The 23,074-nt window shown below is 46.2% G+C and carries 18 protein-coding genes and 1 tRNA gene; 8 read left to right on the top strand and 11 right to left on the bottom strand.

Annotated features, from left to right (window positions below):
* The first annotated feature begins 14 nt into the window (after positions 1 to 14).
* From tgt to ACJV7B_RS02790, 4 genes are all read left to right on the top strand, one after another.
* On the top strand, positions 15 to 1,340 hold the full coding sequence (gene tgt, locus ACJV7B_RS02805; protein WP_004136679.1) for a tRNA guanosine(34) transglycosylase Tgt: 1,326 nt from the start codon (positions 15 to 17) through the stop codon (positions 1,338 to 1,340).
* A gap of 75 nt (positions 1,341 to 1,415) precedes the next feature.
* A tRNA-Leu gene (locus ACJV7B_RS02800) sits at positions 1,416 to 1,498 on the top strand.
* 179 nt (positions 1,499 to 1,677) lie between these two features.
* Positions 1,678 to 4,314: an exo-alpha-sialidase gene (locus tag ACJV7B_RS02795; protein WP_419388931.1), complete on the top strand. Its 2,637-nt coding sequence runs from the start codon at positions 1,678 to 1,680 to the stop codon at positions 4,312 to 4,314.
* Positions 4,298 to 5,089 carry a FadR/GntR family transcriptional regulator gene (locus ACJV7B_RS02790; RefSeq protein ID WP_004136681.1) on the top strand — a complete coding sequence of 264 codons (792 nt, stop codon included), beginning with the start codon at positions 4,298 to 4,300 and terminating at the stop codon, positions 5,087 to 5,089. The genes ACJV7B_RS02795 and ACJV7B_RS02790 overlap by 17 nt, the downstream gene beginning before the upstream one ends.
* Before the next feature lie 118 nt (positions 5,090 to 5,207).
* Here the strand turns inward: ACJV7B_RS02790 and nagA are convergent, their stop codons facing one another.
* From nagA to ACJV7B_RS02740, 10 genes are all read right to left on the bottom strand, one after another.
* Entirely contained in the window at positions 5,208 to 6,467 is a 1,260-nt protein-coding gene (gene nagA, locus ACJV7B_RS02785; RefSeq protein ID WP_419388930.1) for an N-acetylglucosamine-6-phosphate deacetylase, read from the bottom strand.
* A gap of 73 nt (positions 6,468 to 6,540) precedes the next feature.
* Entirely contained in the window at positions 6,541 to 7,353 is an 813-nt protein-coding gene (gene nagB, locus ACJV7B_RS02780; RefSeq protein WP_004126702.1) for a glucosamine-6-phosphate deaminase, read from the bottom strand.
* 173 nt (positions 7,354 to 7,526) lie between these two features.
* The gene (locus ACJV7B_RS02775; protein WP_308582220.1) at positions 7,527 to 8,486 is read right to left on the bottom strand and encodes a dihydrodipicolinate synthase family protein; all 960 of its coding nucleotides are present in this window, start codon (positions 8,484 to 8,486) and stop codon (positions 7,527 to 7,529) included.
* Positions 8,487 to 8,668: 182 nt separating this feature from the next.
* A complete protein-coding gene (locus ACJV7B_RS02770) occupies positions 8,669 to 9,529 on the bottom strand; it encodes an ABC transporter ATP-binding protein (protein ID WP_419388929.1) in 861 nt (286 codons plus the stop codon).
* The gene (locus ACJV7B_RS02765) at positions 9,526 to 11,550 is read right to left on the bottom strand and encodes a dipeptide/oligopeptide/nickel ABC transporter permease/ATP-binding protein (RefSeq protein WP_419388928.1); all 2,025 of its coding nucleotides are present in this window, start codon (positions 11,548 to 11,550) and stop codon (positions 9,526 to 9,528) included. Before ACJV7B_RS02765 ends, ACJV7B_RS02770 begins: the two co-directional genes overlap by 4 nt.
* Position 11,551: 1 nt before the next feature.
* The gene (locus ACJV7B_RS02760; protein WP_004133824.1) at positions 11,552 to 12,457 is read right to left on the bottom strand and encodes an ABC transporter permease; all 906 of its coding nucleotides are present in this window, start codon (positions 12,455 to 12,457) and stop codon (positions 11,552 to 11,554) included.
* A 198-nt stretch (positions 12,458 to 12,655) separates the two neighbouring features.
* Positions 12,656 to 14,218 (bottom strand): ABC transporter substrate-binding protein, encoded by a 1,563-nt coding sequence (locus ACJV7B_RS02755; RefSeq protein ID WP_004136687.1) that lies wholly within the window; start codon positions 14,216 to 14,218, stop codon positions 12,656 to 12,658.
* A gap of 165 nt (positions 14,219 to 14,383) precedes the next feature.
* Positions 14,384 to 15,052 (bottom strand): N-acetylmannosamine-6-phosphate 2-epimerase, encoded by a 669-nt coding sequence (locus ACJV7B_RS02750; RefSeq protein WP_004126717.1) that lies wholly within the window; start codon positions 15,050 to 15,052, stop codon positions 14,384 to 14,386.
* Between the two features lie 25 nt (positions 15,053 to 15,077).
* Positions 15,078 to 16,118, bottom strand: coding sequence for an ROK family protein (locus ACJV7B_RS02745; protein ID WP_419388927.1), 1,041 nt, complete (start codon positions 16,116 to 16,118; stop codon positions 15,078 to 15,080).
* Positions 16,119 to 16,170: 52 nt separating this feature from the next.
* On the bottom strand, positions 16,171 to 17,103 hold the full coding sequence (locus ACJV7B_RS02740; RefSeq protein ID WP_004133817.1) for a DUF4862 family protein: 933 nt from the start codon (positions 17,101 to 17,103) through the stop codon (positions 16,171 to 16,173).
* 308 nt (positions 17,104 to 17,411) lie between these two features.
* Between ACJV7B_RS02740 and ACJV7B_RS02735 the strand changes: the two genes are divergently transcribed.
* The 4 genes from ACJV7B_RS02735 (at position 17,412) to ACJV7B_RS02720 (ending at position 21,955) form a co-directional block, all read left to right on the top strand.
* Positions 17,412 to 18,182, top strand: a complete 771-nt coding sequence (locus tag ACJV7B_RS02735) for an alpha/beta hydrolase (protein WP_419389017.1) — start codon at positions 17,412 to 17,414, stop codon at positions 18,180 to 18,182.
* Between the two features lie 26 nt (positions 18,183 to 18,208).
* Positions 18,209 to 18,673: a nucleoside deaminase gene (locus ACJV7B_RS02730; protein ID WP_419388926.1), complete on the top strand. Its 465-nt coding sequence runs from the start codon at positions 18,209 to 18,211 to the stop codon at positions 18,671 to 18,673.
* A gap of 208 nt (positions 18,674 to 18,881) precedes the next feature.
* The gene (locus ACJV7B_RS02725; RefSeq protein WP_004136693.1) at positions 18,882 to 19,850 is read left to right on the top strand and encodes a ketopantoate reductase family protein; all 969 of its coding nucleotides are present in this window, start codon (positions 18,882 to 18,884) and stop codon (positions 19,848 to 19,850) included.
* 206 nt (positions 19,851 to 20,056) lie between these two features.
* Positions 20,057 to 21,955 (top strand): alpha-glucosidase, encoded by a 1,899-nt coding sequence (locus ACJV7B_RS02720; RefSeq protein WP_419388925.1) that lies wholly within the window; start codon positions 20,057 to 20,059, stop codon positions 21,953 to 21,955.
* 28 nt (positions 21,956 to 21,983) lie between these two features.
* On the opposite strand, the gene ACJV7B_RS02715 is transcribed toward ACJV7B_RS02720, so the two are convergent.
* Complete coding sequence (locus ACJV7B_RS02715; protein WP_419388924.1) at positions 21,984 to 22,766, bottom strand: SIR2 family NAD-dependent protein deacylase; 783 nt, start codon at positions 22,764 to 22,766, stop codon at positions 21,984 to 21,986.
* Positions 22,767 to 23,074: the final 308 nt, after the last annotated feature.

Here is a 23,074-nt window from a genome sequence, read left to right as displayed (position 1 = left end):
TTAATGCTATCGTCATGCCTTCTAATAAAGTAAATGCTATGACAAGTATTCTTGAACATCCACGCGGAGCTGAGCCTGGGAAGCCTGGTGACCGCAAAGAATTTTCGTTTACAAATAAAACGCGACTTTCCAATACTGCTGAAGGCAAAGGTCGTGACGGCGCTCGCTACGGGCGCACTGGTGTAATACACACTCCTCACGGAGATATTCACACCCCAGCCTTTGTTCCTGTTGCAACTCAAGCTGCGATGAAGGCAGTGTTGCCAGAAAGCATTAAGGATTTGGGCGCTCAGTGCATGCTTTCAAACGCTTTTCACTTGTATGAGCGTCCGGGCGCGGATGTTCTTGACGAGGCTGGTGGCTTAGGAAAGTTTATGAACTGGGATAAGCCAACTTTTACGGACTCTGGTGGTTTTCAGGTTCTTTCTTTGGGTGCTGGTTTTAAGAAGACGCTTGCAATGGACGTTACCGGCATGAAGTCGGACGATGTTATTGCAGCCGGTAAGGAGCGTATGGCTTTTGTTGACGAGGATGGCGTAACTTTTAAGTCTCCTCTTAACGGATCCAAGCACCGTTTTAGTGCAGAAATTTCTATGGGAATACAGCACAAGCTTGGCGCGGATATTATGTTTGCTTTCGATGAGCTTACAACTTTGATGAATACGCGTCGCTACCAGGAGGAGTCAGTAGAACGCACTTTCCGCTGGGCTAAGCGTTGTATTGCAGAGCATAAGCGTTTAACCGAGGAGCGTGTGGGTAAGCCGTATCAAGCGTTATATGGCGTTGTTCAGGGCGCTAATTATGAGGATTTGCGTAGGCATGCGGCCGAGCAGATTGCTTCTTTAGATTTTGATGGCGTTGGTATTGGTGGCGCTATTGAGAAGCGAATTATTGGAGATACTTGCGCTTGGATTTGCGATGCTATGCCGGAAAATCGCCCACGCCACGTGCTTGGTATTGCAGCCGTGGATGATATTTTTGCTTGCGTTGAAAACGGCGGAGATACTTTCGACTGTGTTGCTCCGGCCCGCTGCGGAAGAAACGGAGCAATTTTTACTCGTCATGGGCGTTATAACGTTAAGCGCGCTGAGTTTAAGCATGATCAGCGTCCGCTTGAAGAAGGCTGCGATTGCTACACTTGCACTCATTATTCCAGAATGTATGTGGATCATTTGCTGCGCGCTAGTGAAATGAACGGATTTACGCTTGCAACAATCCATAACGAGCGTTTCTTCGTGAAGCTGCTCGACGATATTCGAGCTTCTATTGACGGTGGCTATTTTGAAGAGTTCCGTGATGAGACTCTTGCTCATTACTATGAAAACGGTTCAAAAGGCTGAGAGCAGTTTTTACCACAAAATGCTAGGCTAAACATTGCGAATTTATATCAAATATGATAGCCTTGCACTTTGTATGCGAACGTGGCGGAATGGTAGACGCGCTGTCTTCAGGTGGCAGTGAGCGTATGCTCGTGCGGGTTCAAGTCCCGCCGTTCGCACTCTTTAAGAACGTTGATTTTTCAACGTTCTTTTTTATTTTGTGGCAACGGCTGCAACATCATGTGTAACAATTGTGCATTTGCTTAAAAATGTATGATAGACTGAATAGTGAACGTCGTAAGACGTCAGATGTGTTAAAACATTGGTGTTTTAATTTTTACGGTCATGGAGGACTAAAATGGAACGTCGTTCAACGAAGACGACGAACCTGGGTGAAGAAATTGCCAGTATCGGGGGTTCGGCACACACGCGATTCAATCATGCCACAATAAAAATTACGGCAGCTAGCGAAAATAGCGGGAATCGCGGGAATCAAAACGAAGGAATAATAGGGTTCAAATTTGTAGCAAATGCGGATTGCGATTTATTAAATATTAAGCCCGCGCAAAAATCGCAAGCTTCCACGCATCAAGAGCACGCAACTCCAATAATAAAAATAAGTATTAAAGAAGATGCTCCCCTGCTTAGTGCGCAAAATCTTTTAGAAGATAACGCCGACGCAAACGGTGCAAAAGAAATTGCACTGCACATGGAAGATGCGCTAGGCGCATGCGATGGGCGAGAACACGATTTTGCAATAACGTACGGAAGTTTTGGGAGCCGATTTTATTTAGACGGATACCAGTGCTTTGCGAGCGCAACGAATCTTGGACCGCAAAGAGTGAGCGAAAAAGCGGCCGAAGTGTGTGCAGTACAGGCAGAATCTTCGCAAATCTACGACTTTTACTACTCAAACCACTTGCCAAATCCAGAAGAAATCGCAAATTCGGCCACTCAAGCACAGCCAGACATATGGTTTGCAGGACCTACGATTTGCGCAAGAGACATAAAACGCGTATCTTGCAAGTCCAGCGGAACGCTGCACATTCAATTTAGGCTGCGCGGGCCAGGCCAACACGGAGTGCTTTTTGCAGCCGGAACTGTTGGAACGAAAACTAATCTAGAATCTAGCGAAAAAATAAGCGTGTATGCAGGGCCAGAAGGCATAAAAATCACGCTAATCGACAGCGAAACGTGCGTAAAAAGCGTAATCGAAGCAGCCGCAAGCGTTGACGACGGCGAATGGCACGACTTGATTATTCGCGCAAATCGCGGAGCAATCGACATTTACGTAGACGGATACAGCCAGTCGCACAACATAGGACAATTCTGGTTTGCAAACATAACGGGATTAAACGCCGTAAGCATTGGCGAAAACCTGCGCGGAGTGCGATTAATGGGCGAAGCTAGAACGGGCGGAATCTACTTTAGTGCGCTAAGCGAAGGCCAAATCCAAAGAATATCAAGAGTAAAACCGCTTGTAACAACTGCATTATTCGACACAGGCTACGCAGACTCTCGCAGCTACAGAATACCGTCGCTTGTAAAAACGCGCATGGGAACGCTAATCGCGGGAGCAGACCAGCGAACAAGCGTTTCGAACGACGCTCCAAATCACATAAACTTTGTGATTCGCAGGTCTGCGGACGGCGGCAAAACGTGGGGGCCTTTGCAAACCGTAATCAACATGCCTGGCAAAAACCTTGGAAAACTGGGCGCCAGTGCAATCGACTCCTGCCCTGTTTTAGACCCAGAAGGCAAAAGCGAAAGAATCAACGTATTAATTGACATTAATCCTGGCGGAATTGGGCTAACAAATTGCAAAACAGCTGTAGGCGTAGACGCATGCGGAAGAATCAAGCTTATAGACCGCTTAGGTGGCCACTACGCGGCGGCAATGGACGCAAGCGCAGCCGTAAAATTGCCATGCAATTCTAGCGAAAAAGAATGCGCAACAAACTGGCTAATTTACCCAGATGGAAGCATAAAAAATGGCGATTTGAGCGGAGACCTGAGCAGCGGATTGCACAATAATCAAACTTGCGACAGTTCCACGTGGGACATATGGAAATCGCCAGAAATTGCAAGCGAAAGTCAGCCATTATTCGCCGAAAAAACTTGCTACATAGCGCAAATCTACTCGGACGACGACGGCGAAACGTGGAGCGCACCACGCTTAATTGACCACATGGTTAAAGAACCGTGGATGAGCTTCGCTGGAGTATGCCCAGGGAACGGAATTATTATTAGGCATAGCGAAAAACATTACGGCAGAATACTCGTGCCATTTTATTGCAGCGGCCAAAGCAAATCGCACTATTCTTCGGGAGCGCTTATTTCGGACGACGACGGCGAAACGTGGCGCCGAGGCAAAATGATTAACGAAGGGCGATTAATGGGCGGCAAAATCGTAGATCCCGCAACAATGCAAGACGACGATGCAACAAGCTCCGAAACCGTGTTTGTAGAGCGCAAAAATGGCGATATTCTGGCGTTCTTCCGCAATCAAAATCGCTCGGGCTGCGTAGGCAAGGCCATTAGTCACGATTGCGGCGAAACGTGGAGCGAGCTGATTTTTGACCAAAGCTTGCCCGAGATATTCAGCCAGCCGAGCGCAACCTGCTTCAGCGGCGAAAACGCGCAAAACGCAGACTGCATAGCATTTGCAAACGCAAGCCAAATGATGCCGTACCGCGGCCGCGGAGTTGTGCGATTTAGCTTCGACGGCGGCAAAACGTGGCAAAAAAATGTGTGCGTAAACCCATTCCACCACGTTTATCAATGCCTTACCTCTAGCAATAAACACAATTTGCAACTACTGTGGGAAAAAGAGACTACTGGAATTTATATAACAGCAATAGATTCCTCGCTTTGTCGGCAAGATAGTTTGCAAACAGGTTTCAAAAACAAAGTACACAAAAACGAAAAAATGGAAGAAATAAAAGAGAGAAGACTCACGCAAACTGAAAGGAGCCAAAATGGAAGAGACATTTAGCAGCCGCGAAGACGATGAGATGACAACACTAGACCGCTTATCGTTATTGCAAGCAAGCTCTAACTCCGCTCCGATTGTTGCAAGAAAACGTTGCGACGAAACGATGGATGCAATCAGATCGCTTATTTTAAGAGAACGCTTGCAACCAAAAGACATGCTGCCAACTGAGCCAATGCTATGCAATTTGATTGGCGCATCAAGGTCATCAGTGCGCGAGGCGATTCGCAAGCTGGAAGCACTTAACATTGTGGAAGTTAAGCAAGGGAAAGGCATGTTTGTTGGCTCGCTATCTTTGGACCCAATGGTGGAAACACTCGCTTTTCGCTCCTTAATCTCCATTAATAAGAATTTTGAAGACTTGAGTAACGTTGTAGAAATGCGCAAATTCCTAGACCTTGGATGCGCGGATAAAGTTGTTGAGTCGCTTAAGGGAACGCAGCATCCAGAGCTGGAAGCGCTTTCGGAAACAATGACAAAAGAGGCGCATGCTGGAAAAACGTTCTTGGAACAAGACATTGCTTTCCACACGGGCATTTTGCGCGCGGTAAACAATACGATTGCAGAGCAATTTGTGCGATGCTTGTGGCTTGTGCATATGGCTGTTTTACCACAATTGGGGCTGGAAGTTTCGGACGAGCTTGAAAAAACCGCTAGAGCGCATGAACTTATGCTTAAAACTGCTATTGCGGGAGACGCAGACGGATATAGGCAGGCTGTAAATAGCCATTACGAGCCAATTCAGTCGATTTTGCTTAATAGACTGCAAAAGCGCTGAAGCACATACATTCTATAAGATGGAAGAACCGCTCTAGTTTAGAGAGCGGTTCTTCCATCTTCAATGGTGATGCCTGAGTACTACAGCATCACGATTAATCGCAACGACACGATTTCCGTTACGAAATTTTATTGCCTTCTAGCCAAACGTGCTCGACGGCCAAAGTCCCAGAATTAAGCAAAAGTAAGTCGGCTGCGTAACCCTTTTCAACCAAGCCCAAAGGCGCGTTAGTTATACCATTCTGCTTATCTACCCCAAGAGCGCGGGCTGGAACGAGAGTTGCAGCCGCAATTGCCGCCGGCAAGCCAATGCCAAGCTCTTTAACAGCGCGCTTAATTGCAACGTCTAACGTTAAAGTAGACCCCGCTATAGCTCCATTAGAAACAAGCCTTGCATGACCGTCTGTAACCTGAACGTCAAGTGCTCCAAGCTTATAAGAGCCATCCGCGCAACCGGTGGCGGCCATAGCGTCTGTTATAAACGCAATACGATTAGGAGCGGCATTAAACGCCATTTGCAAAACGGGATTTTCAACGTGGAAGCCGTCGTTAATAAGCTCAATCGTGACGCGCGAATCCTCCAAGGCTGCAGGAATTGGACCTGGCTTACGGTGATGAATGCCGTTCATAGCGTTAAACATGTGTGTCATAAGCGTGGAACCTGCGTTAAAAGATGTGCGAGCAGTTTGATAATCCGCATCGCAATGGCCAACGGCTGGGATTACGCCAGCGTCAACAAAACGTTTAATAGCCTCCATGCCATGTTCACGCTCAGGAGCAATAGTAATCTGGCGCAAAGTGCCATCCGCCGCCTCAAGCAGCGCCTCAACACGCTCGGGAGTAGGGTCCACTAGGCAATTAGGGTCGTGCGCGCCTTTTCTAGAAAGCGCCAAGAACGGCCCCTCTAAGTGAGATCCAAGCACATCTGGTCGCGTTTGCATAACGCGCTTAACAGTGCGCAAATTCTCTTGCATTACGTCAAGAGGATTTGTAATCAAGCTAAGAACTTGCCTAGTTGTTCCGTGAAGCATGTGATACGCGCGCGCAATGGCAATCCCTTCGGCACCGTCGTCAAACGAATGCTCCCAGGCTCCATGAGCGTGCAAATCAATATAGCCTGGCGCAGCAAAATAGCCACCGCCGTCTACAACATTTAAGTCAGATGCGCGCAAGCCGCAAGCATTAATCGCCAGCGCAAGGTCTTCGTCTAAAATGCCCGTTTCTAAAATCACGCCATCTTTAACCAAAATCCAAGCGTTAGGAACAATTCCGCGCGCGTCTACAACGCTAACGTTTCGCACTACAAAACTGCGCCCCTCGTTTGATTTTAGTGAATCATCAATCTTATTTACGGCATCTAAGTATGCATTTTTTGACATTTAACCCACCTGCGTTTGTGCTTTTGAATACGTTACTTAATTTTAGACTTATCTATCAGAGGTATCGGATCTATCAGATTCCCTGCCAAGATGGCTTATTTGTGTACACCCAACGATAGTAGTCTGCCAACTTAAGCTTGCTTGCTGCCGCTTCGTCTATAATCACGGTTGCGTGTGGATGCATTTGAAGCGCGGAAGCTGGGCATAGCGAGCTTACTCCGCCTTCTAGCGTTGCAGCTACAGCATCTGCCTTATTTGAGCCGAACGCAAGAAGAACAAGATGCTTAGCGCGCAAAATCGTTCCAATTCCTTGGGTTATGCAGTGAGTTGGAACCTGGTTAATATCTCCGTCGAAGAATCGGCGGTTATCTACACGAGTCTGCTCAGTTAAGGTTTTTACGCGCGTTCCAGACGCAAGCGAAGATCCCGGCTCGTTGAATCCAACGTGGCCGTCGGAGCCAATTCCCAAGATTTGCACGTCGATTCCACCAGCAGCAGCAATAGCAGCGTCGTAGTCAGCTCCAGCGTGCGCAATCTTGCTGCCTTCGCTTAATGGCGCTCCGTTAAGAACATCTCCTGGAACGTGCACTAAATCTGGGTTTAGGCCGATTAAGTCGGTTACGGTTCTGCGGATTGTGCTGTGGTAGGACTGCTCGTGCTCTAATGGCAATCCAATGTACTCGTCAAGCGCAAATCCGCGCACGCGACTAACGTCAACATTATTTTCTTTAACAAGCTTTGCAAGATGCTCGTAGGCTTTTAATGGGCTAGACCCTGTAGCCAGGCCAAGTACTGCGTCTGGCTTGCGACTAATCAAATCTACAACTGCTTTTGCGTAGAGCTCGCCAGCTTCATCCTGATCTTTTACAATAATAACTTCTGCCATCTTTGCTTCTCCTTTAAAGCTTTAAGCAATTATTAGCATTGCGGCATGCGAATTAACGCACACCGCAACACTATTTACTTACTATGCACCATAAATAAAAGGCTTTATTAGATTATTTATGATTATTTATGATTTTTACTTAAGATACGCACTTAAGATACGCGCTTAAGTCGCTACTTAGTGGAATCGCTCACTTCTTGCGGACTCTTTGCCAAAGTCAAGCCAACTTCCTTAAGAACGCCAGCCACGGCTTCAACATTTTCTCCCTTAAGTGGGCAAACTGGATCTGGCATCTGGTTTGTGTCAAACACGCCAAGCAATGCCATTGCAGTCTTAAAGGCGCCAACGCCAGCGCCAAAGCCTGCCACTCCGCTAGGAACAGTAACGATTCGCATCAAAGCAGCGAGCCAATCCTGCTCCTTCTTAACCGTTGCCCAATCGCCAGCCTGAGCAGCCTTCCACATGCGCACGTAGCCAGTGGCCTCAACATTTGCAAGTCCTGGAACAGAGCCGTCTGCGCCAGCCATGTATGCTCCATCAACAACAACCTCTTGGCCCGTAAGCAAAGTCAATGGGTGGCCAGCCTTGTTGTTGTCGTCTACAAGGAACCTAAACGACACGTCGTCGTTGGAAGAATCCTTAACGCCAGCAAGCACGCCATCTTTTCCAAGCTTTACAAGCAAATTGCCAGGAAGTTTCGTGTGCACGCAAACTGGAATGTCGTAAGCAAATAATGGCAAATCTGGAACAGCTTCGTGAATAAGACGGAAGTGGCGCTCAACTTCTGCCATGCCGCCGAGTGCGTAGAATGGCGCTGTTGCAACGATTGCAGAAGCCCCAAGCTCCTTGGCTTCCTTTGCGTGCTCAATTACGCGGTTTGTTTCCGTGTCAATGCAGCCAACCAAAACTGGCACACGGCCGTCAACAATGCGCATTACGGTTTCAATGATTTCGCGGCGGCGCTTATCTGTGCTAAATGCCACTTCGCCAGAAGAGCCAAGTGTAAACAGGCCGTCTACTCCAGCATCAATCATGCGATTAAGTGAGCGCTCAAAGCTAACAACGTCTACTTCGCCGTCTGCAGTTAATGGCGTAACAACTGGAGGAATAACGCCGTGGAATTTTTCAGTCATAATTACACTTCTTTCGTGCTTAAAGTTTCGATATTAAATTTCGATATTAAATTTCGAATTTAAAATTTCTGTTTAATATTTTGTTTTCGTAATTTAGTTGAGTGAGATGGGCGGCTCGCTTGAATTTTGTTGTGAGGGATAGTGATCCGCCCAAGATTTTGTGTGGATTTATTTAACGCACCTTACTTGCACTCTTCTTCCGTTGGGTGCAACAGCGACGGTGCCGCTCCCATCAGAATCTTCGTGTAATCATTTTGAGGATTGTTAATAACCTGATGCGTTTCGCCTCGCTCAACAATCGTTCCGTGATTCATAACAACGACTTCGTCGGATATGTAGCGGATTGTTTGAATATCGTGGCTAATAAACACCATGGAAAGATTCAGCCTCTTCTTTAAGTCGGAAAGAAGATTCAAAATCTGAGCACGCACAGAAACATCCAAAGCAGAAGTTGGCTCATCTGCGATTATTGCATCTGGATTAAGCGAAAGCGCACGAGCGATTGCCACACGCTGACGCTGGCCGCCAGAAAGCTGACCTGGCAAAGCGCCGAGAACAGAGTTAGGCAAACCAACCATTCGGATTAGCTCCTTGGCTCTAGCATCGCGCTCAGCTTTGCTTCCAATCTTGTGCACAACAAGCGGGTCAATCAGCTGATCAATCACACTCATACGAGCATTCAAAGCCATTGCTGGATCCTGGAACACAACGGAAACCACGCGTCCAATATCCATGCGCTCTTTTGCGGTTCGGTGCGTAACGTCTTGCCCTTTAAACAAAACCTTGCCGCTCGTAACCTGCTGGAGTCCGCACATAATGTTTGCAGTAGTAGACTTTCCGCAACCAGATTCACCAACAATACCAATCGTCTTGCCTGGCATAAGCTTAAGATTTACCTTGTTTACGGCTGTAATCTTGTTCTTATGGAATAAGCCAGATCCTGCTCGAGTAGTGAACACCACTTCGGCGTCGCGCAGCTCGATGATTGGAACATCGCCATTTTCGTTCTGTACTTTGTTTGTTTCGTTAACATTCATGTTCATCGCACATCTCCTTGATCGGAGGCGGTCAAAATTGCGGAAGGTGCATCAGTTTCAGACTCTGGAGGTGCGGCGTAGAAGTGCCACGTTCCTGGAATGCGCTTCATTACTGGGCGCACGTCTAGTCCTTGATCTGGATGAGAAGAGCGAGGAGCGAATCGATCTCCCTTAGGGAAGTCGGATGGGCTTGGAACCGTTCCTGGAACCTGGTGCAATCTTGGAGCACCAGCCTCAATGGAGGTTACGGAGCCAAGCAAACCACGCGTATACTCGTGATGCGGGTCGGTTAGGATTTCCTTAGTGGAGCCTTGCTCAACAACCTGGCCTGCGTACATTACGGTAATCGAGTGCGCAACCTTGGCAACAAGAGCCAAATCGTGGCTTACAAACACCATTGCAAATCCAAGCTTTTCGCGCAATTCGTTAAGAAGGTCAATCACCTGCTTTTGAACAGTAACGTCCAAAGCGGTTGTTGGCTCATCTGCGATTATCAACTTTGGATCTCGCGTAAGTGCCATTGCAATCAACACGCGCTGACGCTGGCCGCCAGAAAGCTCGTGCGGGTAGGATTCAAGCGTGCGCTTTGGATCCAAGCCTACAAGCTCCAACAACTCTTCGGCGCTACGAGTGCCACCTCTAGAAGTTAGCTGCTTCATCTGCGTTTTAATCAGCATTGATGGGTTTAAGGAAGACAAAGCATCTTGGTAAACCATTGCAATCTCGTGGCCGCGCAAAGCATTGTGCTCCTTTGGGCTAAGCTTTACAAGATCCTTGCCATTAAACAGGATTTGTCCGCTAATCTTAGCTTTTGGATCAAGCAAGCCCATAATCGCCAGCGAAGTGATTGACTTACCGCAACCAGATTCACCAACCAAGCCCATTGTCTCGCCTGGGCGAACAGAGAAGCTCAAGTGGTCTACAACATTTACGCTGCCGTAGCGTGGGAACTGAATGCACAAGTCTTTAACCTCAATAACTGGAGGCTCTGTAGACATTGGCTGCAAACGATCCGTGCGCTTTAGTTCAGCTTCGCGAAGTTTCGCAAGAGATTCAACCAAAGCTGCGTGCTGCTCTTTGTATGCTGCAACTGGGTCAGTAAGAATCCTGTCTTCCTTACGAGCTGCATCAGCGTCGGCTGCAGTCTTAGAAACTGGAGCGGTTGGTGCCGCAACCATTGCGTCAGTAATTCCTTCAGAAAGAATGTTCAAGCACAGAACGGTAATCATAATCGCAAGGCCTGGGAACAATGCCTGCCACCAGTATCCAAAGATAACGCCCGCTTTTGCGGAAGACAAAATGTTGCCCCAAGTTGGAGTTGGCTCTGGAATACCTGCGTTAATGAAGCTAAGCGAGGCTTCGAAAACGATTGCGTCTGCAACACAAAGCGTCGTGAACACCATAACTGGAGCTGCAATATTTCGGGTTACATGCTTGAGTAAAATCCATGGTGCTCGAGCGCCAGAAACGATTACTGCTCGTACGTAGTCTTTTCCATATTCGCTTATAATATTTGCTCGCACAATTCTTGCGATTTGTGGAACGTAAAGCACGCCGATAGAAATGATGATGCCAATCATGGATTGTCCAAGAATTGCAAGGCATACGGCCGCTAATGCGATTCCTGGAATGGACATTACAATATCAATCAATCGCATTATAAGCTCAGCAATCCAGGTGCGGCTTACTGCTGCGATTGAGCCGATGATAGCTCCCACAACCAGTGCGAAAAGCACAGATGACAAGCCAATTACAAGCGAATAACGTGCGCCGTACATAACCCTAGAGAACACGTCACGGCCAAGGTTATCGGTACCAAACCAATGCGCACCTGTTGGAGCTTGATAGTTTTGCGTAATCTTTACTGGATCGCACGGAGCTATAAATCGCGCGAAAATAGCGCAAAATGCTAGAAGCGCAATCACAATGAACGCAATTCTGGAGCCTAAGCTCATTTTGTTAAATCTATTAAACTTGATGCCTGGCTTTGATGCGGCATCTACTACCTGATTCTTTCCAAATAGCATGTCACACCGTCCTAATCCTTGGGTTGATTAATACGTAGAGCAAATCAACAATGATGTTTATGAAGATGAATGCGATTGCAACAACCAGTACAACGCCTTGCACAAGCATTGGCTGGTTGCCGTTAATGCCATCGAACATTGCCGTGCCCATTCCTGGCAGAGCAAAAATAACCTCAATAACGATTGCGCCACCCATAAGGTAACCAATCTTCATGCCCAAAGTTGTAATTGGGGTGATTAGGGCGTTGCGGAATACGTTTCTAGCAACTACTACGCTTTTTGGAATTCCTGCGCCGATTGCGGTTCGTACGTAATCTTTATCCAATTCTTCTACCATTGAGGTTCGTATGATTCGCGTAAGCTGGCCGGCTACTGGAAGTCCTAGTGCGAAGCAAGGCATTGCCATTCTTGCCATGTATGCTTCTGGATCTTCAAAGAACGGCACAAAATCGCCGGAACCTGGGAGCCAAGCTAGCTTAATTTGAAGAACGTAAATCAAAAGAACACCAAGCCAGAAGGATGGGGTTGCAATTGCAATAATCGAAAGAATTCGAACTGTTTGGTCAACCCAAGTATCGCGGTAAAGTGCTGCAAAAACGCCAAACACTACTGCAAAAATTATTGCAATTAATAAGCCGATGAAAGTTAGCTGCAGAGTGATTGGGAATGCTTCTGCAACGCGTTCTGCTACGGAGTCTTTATTTACGCCGTAAACACCCATGTTTCCTTGGAAAAGACCAAGAATGTAGGATCCGAACTGTTCCCACCACGGGCGGTCGTAGCCCATTTCGTGGCGGAAAGCTGCAAGCGCTGCCGGAGACGAGTTTTCGCCTAAAGCTGCAACTGCTGGATCATATTTTGAAAATGACATAAGGAAGAATACGAGGAACGTAACGCCGAATGCCATGAACGGCAGGGCAATTAGTCGCCTACCTAAAAGTCTAAGAAAATTACTCATAAGACATCCACACATCCATTGAAGAAATTGTTATTTTTATAACAAAACCGGCCCGTCTGCACAGAAGCGAGAAAGGTAAACAGTTGGGCCGGTTTTGCGGTTAGAGGTTAGGGGGTTGACGTTTATTTAATACTTCTGGTTCTGCACCTACTTTGTAAGCTTTGCTTTTACAAGGTTGATGCCGGTAGAGCCGATTGCATTCCACTCTGCCAAAGAGCCTTTCTTTACGGCAGTCGTAGTCTTGCGGTGGAAGAGTGGGTACAGAGGAACTTCGTCGCTAATCAAGTCGAAGCACTGGTTCCAATACTTTTGGCGCTCGGCTGGTGTGCTAGCTGCCAAAGCCTTGTCCATAAGATTGTGAAGTTTTGCGTATCCTTCGGAAGTCTTCCAGAATGTGCGCTGACGGGTCCAAGCGTTGTCTCCGTACCACCAGCTCATCAACAAATCTGGGTCGTTTCCGAATACGGATGGGTCGCCTGGTGCCAAAACCATCGAGTAGTTTGCGTCGTCGCGATCGGTGATTGATGGGTAAAGTGCGGAAGACTTCATAGACTGAATGTCTACGTCCATACCTATTTCAGCAAGATCGTTCTTGATTTGCGGAGCGAGCTGGGTGATCCAAGTGTGGTCGGTTGTGTAAAGGGTGAACTTGATAGGTCCTTTTACGCCGGCTTCCTTGAGTAAGCTCTTTGCTTTGTCGATGTTTTTGGTGTATACGTTCTTTGCCTTATGGTAGTTTGCGTAATTCTTCGGCAAGAAGCTTGTTGCAGGATCGCCTTGACCGCTCATTTGGTTTGCTATGAGCTTGTTTACGTCGATTGCGTAGAGTACAGCTTGGCGCACGCGCTTGTCGTCGAATGGCTTCTGCTTCGTGTTGAACATAACGAATGGGAGAGTGAAGCCCTGAGCGGTTTTAAGTTCAGAACCGGAGGACTTCAAAGTATTGAAGGCTTGTGCTGGGACCATTTCCATTACGTCTGTTTTGCCGCCTTGCATAGCAGTTACGCGAGCGGTATCGTCAACGGTTATGTTCCAAACCATGTTCTTGGTTTGTGCCTTGTACTTGCCGTTGTACAAATCGTTGCGCTCAAACTTTACTTGGTTATCGGTGATTGATACGTACTTCCATGGGCCGGATCCGATTGGCTGATTCTTTAAGTCTGCATCCGACTTTGCGGTTGGAACAATTTGAATCAAAGCGAGACGCTGCTTGAACAGTGGGAAGGCTTTCTTTAGCTTAAAGATTACGTGACGATTGTCTTTTGCTTCTACGGAATCAATGAAGTCGAGCATTGATATGTAGAGGCTTCCTTGCGCGGTTGTGCGCTTGAATGAGGATACTACGTCGTTTGCGGTTACTTCTGTTCCGTCCGAGAACTTAGCGGCATCGCGAATGGTTACTTCGTACTCGGTGTCGGAAATCTTCTTTGGTTCTCCTTTTGCAAGTGCGTTGAAAACTTTAAAGTTGCTGTAGTCAAGAGCGTAAAGTGGCTCCGTAACATGCCAGTTTGCTGCCATTGGCAACGCGCCAGAGGTTGTAGATGGTGCGAAATCGCGGCTTGCGTACGCAACTTGAGCTGTAATCGTATCTTTTACAGCAGTATGTGCTTTTGCTGACTTATTTTTTGCTCCACCGCAGCCAGATAGCATAACTAATGCGGCTAGGCCTGCAGCTATTGCAGTGGTTAGCTTTGAGCTAATCCGTTTCATGTTTTCTCCTCACCGTTGAGTTTGTTGATTCACATTTCATCTTTGAATGTGAATAGTTTTCAATTATGCGCTCGTGTGATTTTCACGTTACTTTAAACATAAGAGGTCTGATGTCTGATGTCAAGTTGTGCGTGTGTCGAGATTGTGAAAATTCATTTATTCTTTTTAAAGCTTTGCTGCAAACCAACGCGTAATTGACGTTGGATGCGTAATTGCCGTCCCAACAACTGCAGCCCACGCGCCCATTTGCATAACCTCATGCAATTGCTCAGGGGTGTGAATACGCCCCTCACAAATAATAGGGTAATTTGGGAAAGCTTGCAAAATCTGGCCTAAAAGTTCAAAATCAGGCCCGTCTGTTTTCGGTCTTCCTGGAGAAGTACCAGCCAAAGTAGTAGATATAATATCCGTTCCACAATCCGCAGCGCGTTTAGCGTCATCGAAGTTTCCGCAATCAGCCATAACTACTATGCCCTCATTGTGCAAAGCGCTAACAGTCTGCTCGTAAGTAAGCCCGTCTGGACGCGGCCTATCAGTTGCGTCAATCGCAATAATATCTGCTCCAGCCGCCGCACAGCAGCGCGCATGACGCAAAGTAGGTGTTATATAAACTCCATCGTGGCCATCTTTCCAAATGCCGATTACAGGAACGTCAACTTGACCTTTAATCGCGGAAATATCCGACAATCCTTGGCATCTAATTCCAATAGCGCCGCCTTCTACGGCAGCCATTGCCATTTGTGCCATTGTTTCCGGGTGCCTAAGCGGCTCCCCAGGGTAAGCTTGGCAGCTAACAATTAAGCCGCCCTTAATTTTTTCAACTACAGGATTCATAGTTTTTCTCCTTTTTAAAAATATTTCAAATTTGAGAAGCTGTAAAAGCGGCGAAAGCAGCACCAATAAGCGGAGCTGTGCCACCAAGCTTTCCCTTAAAAATCGGCGTGCTTTTAACCAAATCTAAAGCAGAATCTTCAAATCCAGCTCGCATTGAATCCCACCAAATATTTCCTGCTTCTACAACAGACCCCGAAAGCACAATAACATCCGGGTCTATAAGATTCGCCATTCCAGCTATGCATTCTCCCAATGCTTTTGCGCTTTTAGCAAGCGTTTCTTTAGCGTGCGGTTGACCTTCGTTTGCGTAAACACATACTTCGTACCCGTTTTTCGCTTTTTGAACACCTGCAGGCAAATTATGGTTGTATAAAGTTGCAAGACCAGTTCCGGACGCAACTGGCTCAATATGCCCAGCGTGCGTTCCGCAAGAGCATTCGAATCCAACTCCCAAATCGCTAACAACGTGACCGGCGTGACCGGCAACTGAGTGTGCTCCAGTAAAAAGTTTGCCGTTTATAATAATTGCGCCGCCGACGCCGGTTCCTATTCCAACGGAAAGTACGATTGATTTTCCGCGCCCAGCTCCGTAAATAGCTTCCCCTAGTCCGTGTCCGCCAACGTCTCCAATCATATAAACTGGCAAATCAGTTATGCTTTTAAACGCGTCGTAAATTCGCTGTCCGCGCCAACCGGGAAGAATGTCTGTTGCTGCAACTATTTCGCCAGTTTTACTATTCGGCACTCCTGCGGCTGCGATTCCGATTCCGCTAATGGTTTTGCCATTTTTTTGCGCTTTTTCCAGGATTTGTTTCGCTAGTTCTACTAAACGATTTTTTATGCTTTCGCCGCCTTTTGACGCTTCGGTTGGTATTGAACCGTATTCTTGCACGGACGGAATAACGCAACCTGCAGCATCTGCAATATTTGCCGTTGCTGTATCAGCCGCATCTGCAATATTTTTGCTGCATGCCGACTCCGGTAATGTAACCAATCCGTAAGCTATTTTTGTTCCGCCTATGTCAAAAGCAAGATATGTAGAGCGAGAATCTTTTATTTCGTTCATAAGTCACATCCGTAGAAATATATTTTATTTGCTGATTGATTGAGTTTTTAATTCACGCAATTTGTGTTGCGTTTACAGCTTCGTAAATATGCTTTAAATAGTTCAAGCGTTCTGGAACGCTGGAATCTTGCGGTACGCATACTTTTGCACCCAAATAGTCGATTAAATAATCGTCTTTTAAAGCTTCGCGCGCAGTTTCCTGAATTTCCGCAAGAGTCATTAAGGACGTTGGCTCGTCTGGAGCCATAGGCAAGTGTCCATCAATCCATTCGTACCCGTATTGCGTAGCTTCTGGGCCTGCTCCCGAGAACATTACTCCCTTAAGCACTCCAGCTTTTCTTGCTTCGCGTACGTGATTTATAGCGGCTTTAGCATTGCGTTCTTCAACAACGCTACGACCCCAATTAATTGTGATTCCAATTCCTGCATCTTTTGCAATTTGAATTTCGTCTTCGAGCGGAAGGAAGCCTTTTTCTGGATTTTGCCCTTCAATATACCTGTCGCAATGTTCTATTACGAGCTTTGTTCCAAGCCAATCTAATTGCGCGAGCTCGTCTAGTGACTTTTTCATTGCGTCCGCGCGCGCTATTCGAGTTGGTGCCGTGTGTATTTCAATATGCGAAATATCGCAGCTGTTTCGAAGGTTTGCAAAATCAGCTATTGCGTTACGAATATTTTTGAAGAAGTCGATTGCGCGAAGTCGCCCTTCTTCGCTCGGGCTTGCTAAGCCAAATTCTGGATCGGGATCAAAATTTATATGCCGCATTGTTCCGGGAATTGCGGTTATTGTGTTTTTGTGCCAGTTTGATGGTATTGCGTTTGCTAGCCATTCTCGGGTTTGCGAATCTGCTAAATCGCCCGGGTATGGGATTTCTGTTCCGGCAACCCAGTTTTGACTTCCGAGTAAATCGTAGTATTGTTGTTGTTCTTCGCGTGATTTTGGCAGTGACGCGTACGCGCCTACAACGAATTCAGTTTTCAGCATGATATCCTCCTTGAAATCGCGGCTGAATTGGCTTTCTTTGTATGTTACAGTAAGCACGTTACAATTCGTCAGACGTCTGATAAATTATCAAATCGTACTGAATTTGCGATACTCTGCTTTTTAATTCGAAAGTTACTAAAATCAAAATATTCATTCTTTAAATTTCTATTAATTAATTTTTATTAATTAATTTTTTATATGTGTATGCTGTAAATGAGAAAATCATAATGATTTGATACAAAATATTTATTAAAATAAAGATTTGTAACGTAACAATTTATACAAGCGGCGGTGAGGCAATGACTACTATGTCTACTAACGATGAACCAAATCGCAATAATGCGCAAATCAATTCTTACGAACCGCATATTGGTCGCGAATCTCACGTAGTGCCGGGTCGTTTTGGTGAACCTATAAAAGTAACGCACGCACAATATTCACAAGGTAACGCTGCCGCGCACCCAACGCATCCGTTGCTGCTATTCTTGCACGGATGGGGTTCTAACGAAGAAGATTTACTAGATTTATTGCGAATCGTAGCTCCGTATAACGATGCGATTTCATTGCGCGCCCCGCTTAAACTTGCGCAAGGTGCGTACAGTTGGTTTCATGACGCTGTGCCGCAGCGAGAAGATTTAGATTATGACATGTATGCTGCTGCAGTCGCAATAGACGAGTGGGTGCGTGAAAATATTCCAGAAAATCGTGATATTGTGCCGTTCGGATTTTCGCAAGGCGCTGCTTTAGCCGTTCATGTGTTGCGATTAAATCCTGCTCGTTATCGCGCGTCTGTTGCGCTTTCTGGGTTTATAGCACCTAGCGTTCCTGCTTCTGCATCTGAAATTTCTTTGAAAGATAACGATTTAGCTGAGCACAATACGCCTGTATTTTTCGGATACGGTTTAGAAGATGATGTGATTCCGCCTTATGAATTTTCAGCAGCGGCCGCTTGGCTTGAGGAGCACACGTGGCTTGAGGAAAAGCGGTACAAAGGTCTTGATCATGCTGTGCATATGGAAGAACTTGGTGATATTCGCAAGTGGTTCTTGCTGCACGATATTACTTCTGGTCTTTTGTGATTTTTTGTGTTTTGTGAGTCGGTTTTATGAACAAAAAAGATGATTCCGTTACTTACGCAATGAATGAAGCGTTGCGATTGGCGGTCGAAACGGCTAAGGCTGGAGAAGTTCCAGTTGGTGCAGTTGTGCTTGATGGTGACGGAAATATTATTGGCCGCGGAGCAAATTTACGTGAGGGAATGCACGATCCTTTAGCTCATGCGGAAGTTCTTGCTATGAAATCTGCTGCTTCTTCGCGCAAATCTTGGAATTTATCTGACTGCACTTTGGTAGTAACTCTTGAACCTTGCCCTATGTGCGCTGGAGCAATCTTACAAACTAGACTTCGCCGCGTAATTTTTGGTGCTTGGGATGCAAAGTTGGGTGCTTGCGGGTCTGTATGGGATATTTTGCGAGACCCACACGTTGGATCTTACCCGGAAATTATTGGTTCGGTTTGTGAATCTGAGTGTGCACAAGTTTTGCGAAACTTTTTTGAAAATCACCGTTAAAACTGAATAATTTTTTAATTAGAAACGCCATAAGAAACGCAATTAGAAAATTTTTTGACAATCTCCGCGAATTGAGTAATATGCTATAAAAACAAAAAGCAATCGTTTTTACTTTTGCTTTTGCAATATTTGTAGTCGCTTCGACGTAATTCCTGTAAAACGCATGAATCTCGCCTAAGCACATTTTTATCTAAAAGGAGGTGTCACTATGAGTGGCATGAAATATGCAATGATCGGTTCGGGAGCTATGGGATATCGCTATGGCGTTTTGTTGCAGGAAACGGCTGGCATTCATGTTGATTTCATTGATGCCTGGGATAAAAATGTGAATAAAGTTCGCGAGCAGGGCGGCGTGATGGTGAGCCGAGACCATGAAAACCGTCATTTGGTGCCTATTAATATGTATACGCCTGAAGATTACGACGGCGATCCAGACGTGTGGATTGTATTTATGAAGCAAATGCAGCTTGCGGAAATGTTGGAGCGTTGCAAGCATTTGTTCAAAGAGCATCAGGTTGTGTTTGCTGCAATGAATGGCTGGGGACATTTTGAAAAGTTGCAGCAGTACTTCCCGGATGATCATATTTATGGCGGAACTGCCATGATTGCAACCGTTTTGAACGGCCCGGGAGACGTTGATTTTATTGGTAAAGTCGGCGTTGGAACCATGAATATGTGCGCGCTTAATGAGCAGGTGAGTGATGTTGAGCTTGCTATGCGAGACGACTTTAAGGCTGCCGGATTGAACCCTACTATTACGGAAGATTTCAAGGGTACTTGCATGGCAAAGGTGATTTTTAATTCCGTAATTAATACTTTGTGCACTATGTATCAGATTCAAATGGGTCAGTTTATTTCTTACCCAGGCGCTATGGATATGGCTCGACAGCTTATTAACGAAGCGTATGACGTGTGTGATCGCGCCGGAATTCGAATGGTTAATACGCGTCAGCAGGAGATGGAAGCTATCGATTACGTAAGTCGCGTGGCAAATCCTTTGCACTATCCTTCTATGTACCAAGATATGAGCCGCGGCCGCGAAACGGAAGTCGATTACATCAACGGTTATATTGCGAAACTTGGTCGCGAAAACGACTATGTTTGCCGCACTCACGAATTCCTAACTCACGGCGTGCATTTGGCGGAACTTGCATTCAAGCTGCATCATCAGCAGTGATTTGGAGAGCATTCTAATTCGTTCCATGAATGAGAAGGAGGAACGGCTCGTGGTTTTTACTGCGGGCCGCTTTTTTATTAGCTGTGCAATATCTGATATTCTGCTAGAATTTAGAGTCTAAAATTATAAATACTATTAAATATAAAATTATTCGTAATAGAAAATACGCAATAAAATACTTACTTACGTAAATAAATGGGGAATGTATGACGACTTTTAACAGAGCAAACTTGCCAGAATCCGTGCGCACAAACGGCGCTACGCCAAACCCTTGGTGGGCGAATGCAGTTGTGTATCAGATTTATCCGCGAAGCTTCCAAGATACTAACGGCGACGGCATTGGTGATTTGAAGGGAATTACTTCGCGCCTTGATTATTTGGCTGATTTAGGCGTTGACGTGCTATGGCTCAGCCCTGTTTACAAGTCCCCACAAGACGATAACGGCTACGATATTTCCGATTATCAAGATATTGATCCGCTTTTCGGCACTTTGGAAGATATGGACGAGCTTCTGGCTGGCGCTCACGAGCGCGGGCTTAAAGTTGTGATGGATTTAGTAGTAAATCACACTTCTGACGAGCATGCTTGGTTCCAAGCTTCAAGAGATGCTTCAAGTGATTATGTGGATTGGTATTGGTGGAGGCCTGCGCGTGAAGGCCATGTTCCAGGAGAGCCGGGTGCGGAGCCAAATAAGTGGGGCTCGTATTTTGGAGGTTCAGCGTGGGCTTACGATCCGAAGCGCGGAGAATACTATCTTCACCAGTATTCGCCAAAGCAGCCAGATTTGAATTGGGAAAATCCTGCGGTTCGTTCTGCAGTGTACAAGATGATGAATTGGTGGATGGATCGCGGAATTGACGGCTTCCGCATGGACGTTATTACGCAGATTTCAAAGCATGTTGATTCTGAAGGTCGCTTGCCGGGTGAAGATGGCTGCACAATTGAAGATTTTCCAGCTGGTGCTGACGGATATTCGTCGCCATTCCCATTCTGCTCGGACGGGCCTCGTTTAGACGAGTTCTTGCGCGAGATGCGTGCAGAAGTTTTCGAAGGGCGCGAAGGTTATCTTACTGTTGGTGAGGCTCCAGGAATTTCTCCGCATCGCAACACATATATTACGGATCCTGCTCACAGCGAACTCGACATGCTGTTCCTGTTCAATCACGTAGATATTGATTGCGAAAACGGCACGAAGTGGAATCCTGTGCCGCTAAAGTTGACTGATTTAAAGCGCGTAATGGCTGAGCAGCAGCAAGCTGTAGCGGATGCTGGTTGGGCGAGCCTGTTCTTTAATAATCACGATCAGCCGCGTGCGCTTTCTCGCTGGGGAAGTGAATCTAGCGATGAGATGCGCGTGCGATCCGCTAAGGCAATTGCAATGCTTCTTCACATGCATCGCGGCACGCCTTACGTGTATCAAGGTGAAGAAATTGGTATGACTAACGCGCACTTTACTCGTCTCGAGCAGTATCGTGATTTGGAAGCGTTGAACATGTTTAAGCAGCGCGTAGAAGAAGCGCATATTCAGTCGGCGGAGTCTATGATGGATGCGCTCGCAAAGCGCGGTCGCGATAATTCTCGAACTCCAATGCAGTGGAATGCTTCTAAATACGCGGGATTCATGCCTTTTAATGTTCCGTCGCTAAACAATGCGGAGCCGTGGATTAGTGTGAATCCTAACTACGTAGACATTAATGCAGCTGAGCAGATGGAAGATTCGGATTCTGTTTATGCTTTTTACAAGTATTTGATTGCTTTGCGCCATTCTGAGCCGATTGTTTCCACAGGCTCTTGGAATTTGGTTGATGCAGACGACGAGTGCGTGTACGCTTTTGTGCGTGAGCTTAAAGCTGATTGCGGAACTAAGGAAGATTCTGCGGAATCTAATGCAGAATCTACAGAACGCATGCTCGTAATGGTTAATATGACAGAATCAACTGTTCCTATTCCTGCAGAAAGTGCGAAAATGCTGCAAAATCGCCTTTCTAACAGCTTTACGGAGCATAACGTAATGGTTACAACCTACGACGTAAATCATGCGCTTACATCGCTTAAAAATGGCACGCTTTCGCCTTGGGAAGGTATAGCTGTTACTTTGCAATAATTAATTTGTGATAATTGTTTCGCAATAATTACTTTGCAATAGTTTCGTCTACTAATTTTGGCAGAGCTTTCGCAATATCTTCGCGAATAATACGCTCTGCCAAATAATCGTATTGCGTAGCTCCCAGGTTCATTATCGTAATTGGCACTCCTGCACGCGCGGCTAACGGTAGGAGAGAAGCAGCTGGAAATACTTCTAGCGTGGAGCCAATAACCCACAGCTCGTCCGCTTTCACAATTGCCTGCGCACTGCGTTCCATAGCGCCTTCGGGAAGTGCTTCTCCAAAATATACAACGTCTGTTTTAATCAGACCATTGCAAGGCATATTTCCGCGGTACGGTAGTGCGCGCCTGCAATGCGGATCTGGATGCTCGTCTAAATCTGCCATAATATCGGCAGTTTTATAGCTCGCGTGGCAGCTCATGCAGTGCGATGTTCCAATGCTTCCGTGCAAATTCACTATGATGTCTGGGTTATTGCCAGCTTTTTCGTGAAGTGCGTCAAAGTTTTGTGTGGCTATAAGGTCGAGCATGCCTGCCTGCTCGAGTTTTACAAGTGCCTTGTGAGCTGTTCCCGGTTGTGCGTTCCAAACTGGCGACTCTTTTTGCCATCGCCAAGAATATATGCGTTCCTCTTTACTGCTTAAAAATGCGTCTATATCATAAACGCTCATTTGTTCTGGGTGCTTGGTCCATACGCCGTCTGGTCCGCGAAAATCTGGAATGCCCGCGCTAGTAGATATTCCCGCGCCTGTTAGCACAACAATATGATGGTGTGCGTTATTCTTGCTATTTTTCTCGCTATTTCTCATATACATATATATAGCACGCATATATATTGTGCGCATATATATTGTGCATATTGTTTTTGCTGAGTTTTTATCTATTTTGTTTTTTATATTTTGCGCAACACTCCGTGTTTTGGATATTTTGATTATTTCTTTGATTATTTTTTCGGCGTATTTGCTGTTATTTGCGTGATTGCGATTTGTTTGTGCGTTGCTGGCGTTGTTTCAACACGCCGATGTTTTGGCTTTGTTTCAATGGTTTTGGGGTGTTTGTGTTGGTGTGATTTGCTTTTGAGCGCGGTTTGGTGTAAGTTTATCTCTTGCTGCTCAGC

This window comes from Gardnerella bretellae (genome assembly GCF_048545135.1).
GTDB lineage: Bacteria > Actinomycetota > Actinomycetes > Actinomycetales > Bifidobacteriaceae > Bifidobacterium > Bifidobacterium greenwoodii.
The sequence above is the reverse complement of the archived record's forward strand: the minus strand, read 5'-3'. Positions and strand labels throughout refer to the sequence as shown.

Excerpts from the sequence above, each read along its gene's own strand:
- ACJV7B_RS02745 (WP_419388927.1), bottom strand. The coding sequence starts at position 16,118 with ATGAACGAAATAAAAGATTCTCGCTCTACATATCTTGCTTTTGACATA.
- ACJV7B_RS02795 (WP_419388931.1), top strand. The coding sequence starts at position 1,678 with ATGGAACGTCGTTCAACGAAGACGACGAACCTGGGTGAAGAAATTGCC.
- ACJV7B_RS02775 (WP_308582220.1), bottom strand. The coding sequence starts at position 8,486 with ATGACTGAAAAATTCCACGGCGTTATTCCTCCAGTTGTTACGCCATTA.
- ACJV7B_RS02790 (WP_004136681.1), top strand. The coding sequence starts at position 4,298 with ATGGAAGAGACATTTAGCAGCCGCGAAGACGATGAGATGACAACACTA.
- nagA (WP_419388930.1), bottom strand. The coding sequence starts at position 6,467 with ATGTCAAAAAATGCATACTTAGATGCCGTAAATAAGATTGATGATTCA.
- ACJV7B_RS02735 (WP_419389017.1), top strand. The coding sequence starts at position 17,412 with ATGTCTACTAACGATGAACCAAATCGCAATAATGCGCAAATCAATTCT.
- ACJV7B_RS02725 (WP_004136693.1), top strand. The coding sequence starts at position 18,882 with ATGAGTGGCATGAAATATGCAATGATCGGTTCGGGAGCTATGGGATAT.
- ACJV7B_RS02720 (WP_419388925.1), top strand. The coding sequence starts at position 20,057 with ATGACGACTTTTAACAGAGCAAACTTGCCAGAATCCGTGCGCACAAAC.
- nagB (WP_004126702.1), bottom strand. The coding sequence starts at position 7,353 with ATGGCAGAAGTTATTATTGTAAAAGATCAGGATGAAGCTGGCGAGCTC.
- ACJV7B_RS02750 (WP_004126717.1), bottom strand. The coding sequence starts at position 15,052 with ATGAATCCTGTAGTTGAAAAAATTAAGGGCGGCTTAATTGTTAGCTGC.
- ACJV7B_RS02715 (WP_419388924.1), bottom strand. The coding sequence starts at position 22,766 with ATGAGAAATAGCGAGAAAAATAGCAAGAATAACGCACACCATCATATT.
- ACJV7B_RS02755 (WP_004136687.1), bottom strand. The coding sequence starts at position 14,218 with ATGAAACGGATTAGCTCAAAGCTAACCACTGCAATAGCTGCAGGCCTA.
- ACJV7B_RS02730 (WP_419388926.1), top strand. The coding sequence starts at position 18,209 with ATGAACAAAAAAGATGATTCCGTTACTTACGCAATGAATGAAGCGTTG.
- ACJV7B_RS02770 (WP_419388929.1), bottom strand. The coding sequence starts at position 9,529 with ATGAACATGAATGTTAACGAAACAAACAAAGTACAGAACGAAAATGGC.
- ACJV7B_RS02740 (WP_004133817.1), bottom strand. The coding sequence starts at position 17,103 with ATGCTGAAAACTGAATTCGTTGTAGGCGCGTACGCGTCACTGCCAAAA.
- ACJV7B_RS02760 (WP_004133824.1), bottom strand. The coding sequence starts at position 12,457 with ATGGCATTCGGCGTTACGTTCCTCGTATTCTTCCTTATGTCATTTTCA.
- ACJV7B_RS02765 (WP_419388928.1), bottom strand. The coding sequence starts at position 11,550 with ATGCTATTTGGAAAGAATCAGGTAGTAGATGCCGCATCAAAGCCAGGC.
- tgt (WP_004136679.1), top strand. The coding sequence starts at position 15 with ATGCCTTCTAATAAAGTAAATGCTATGACAAGTATTCTTGAACATCCA.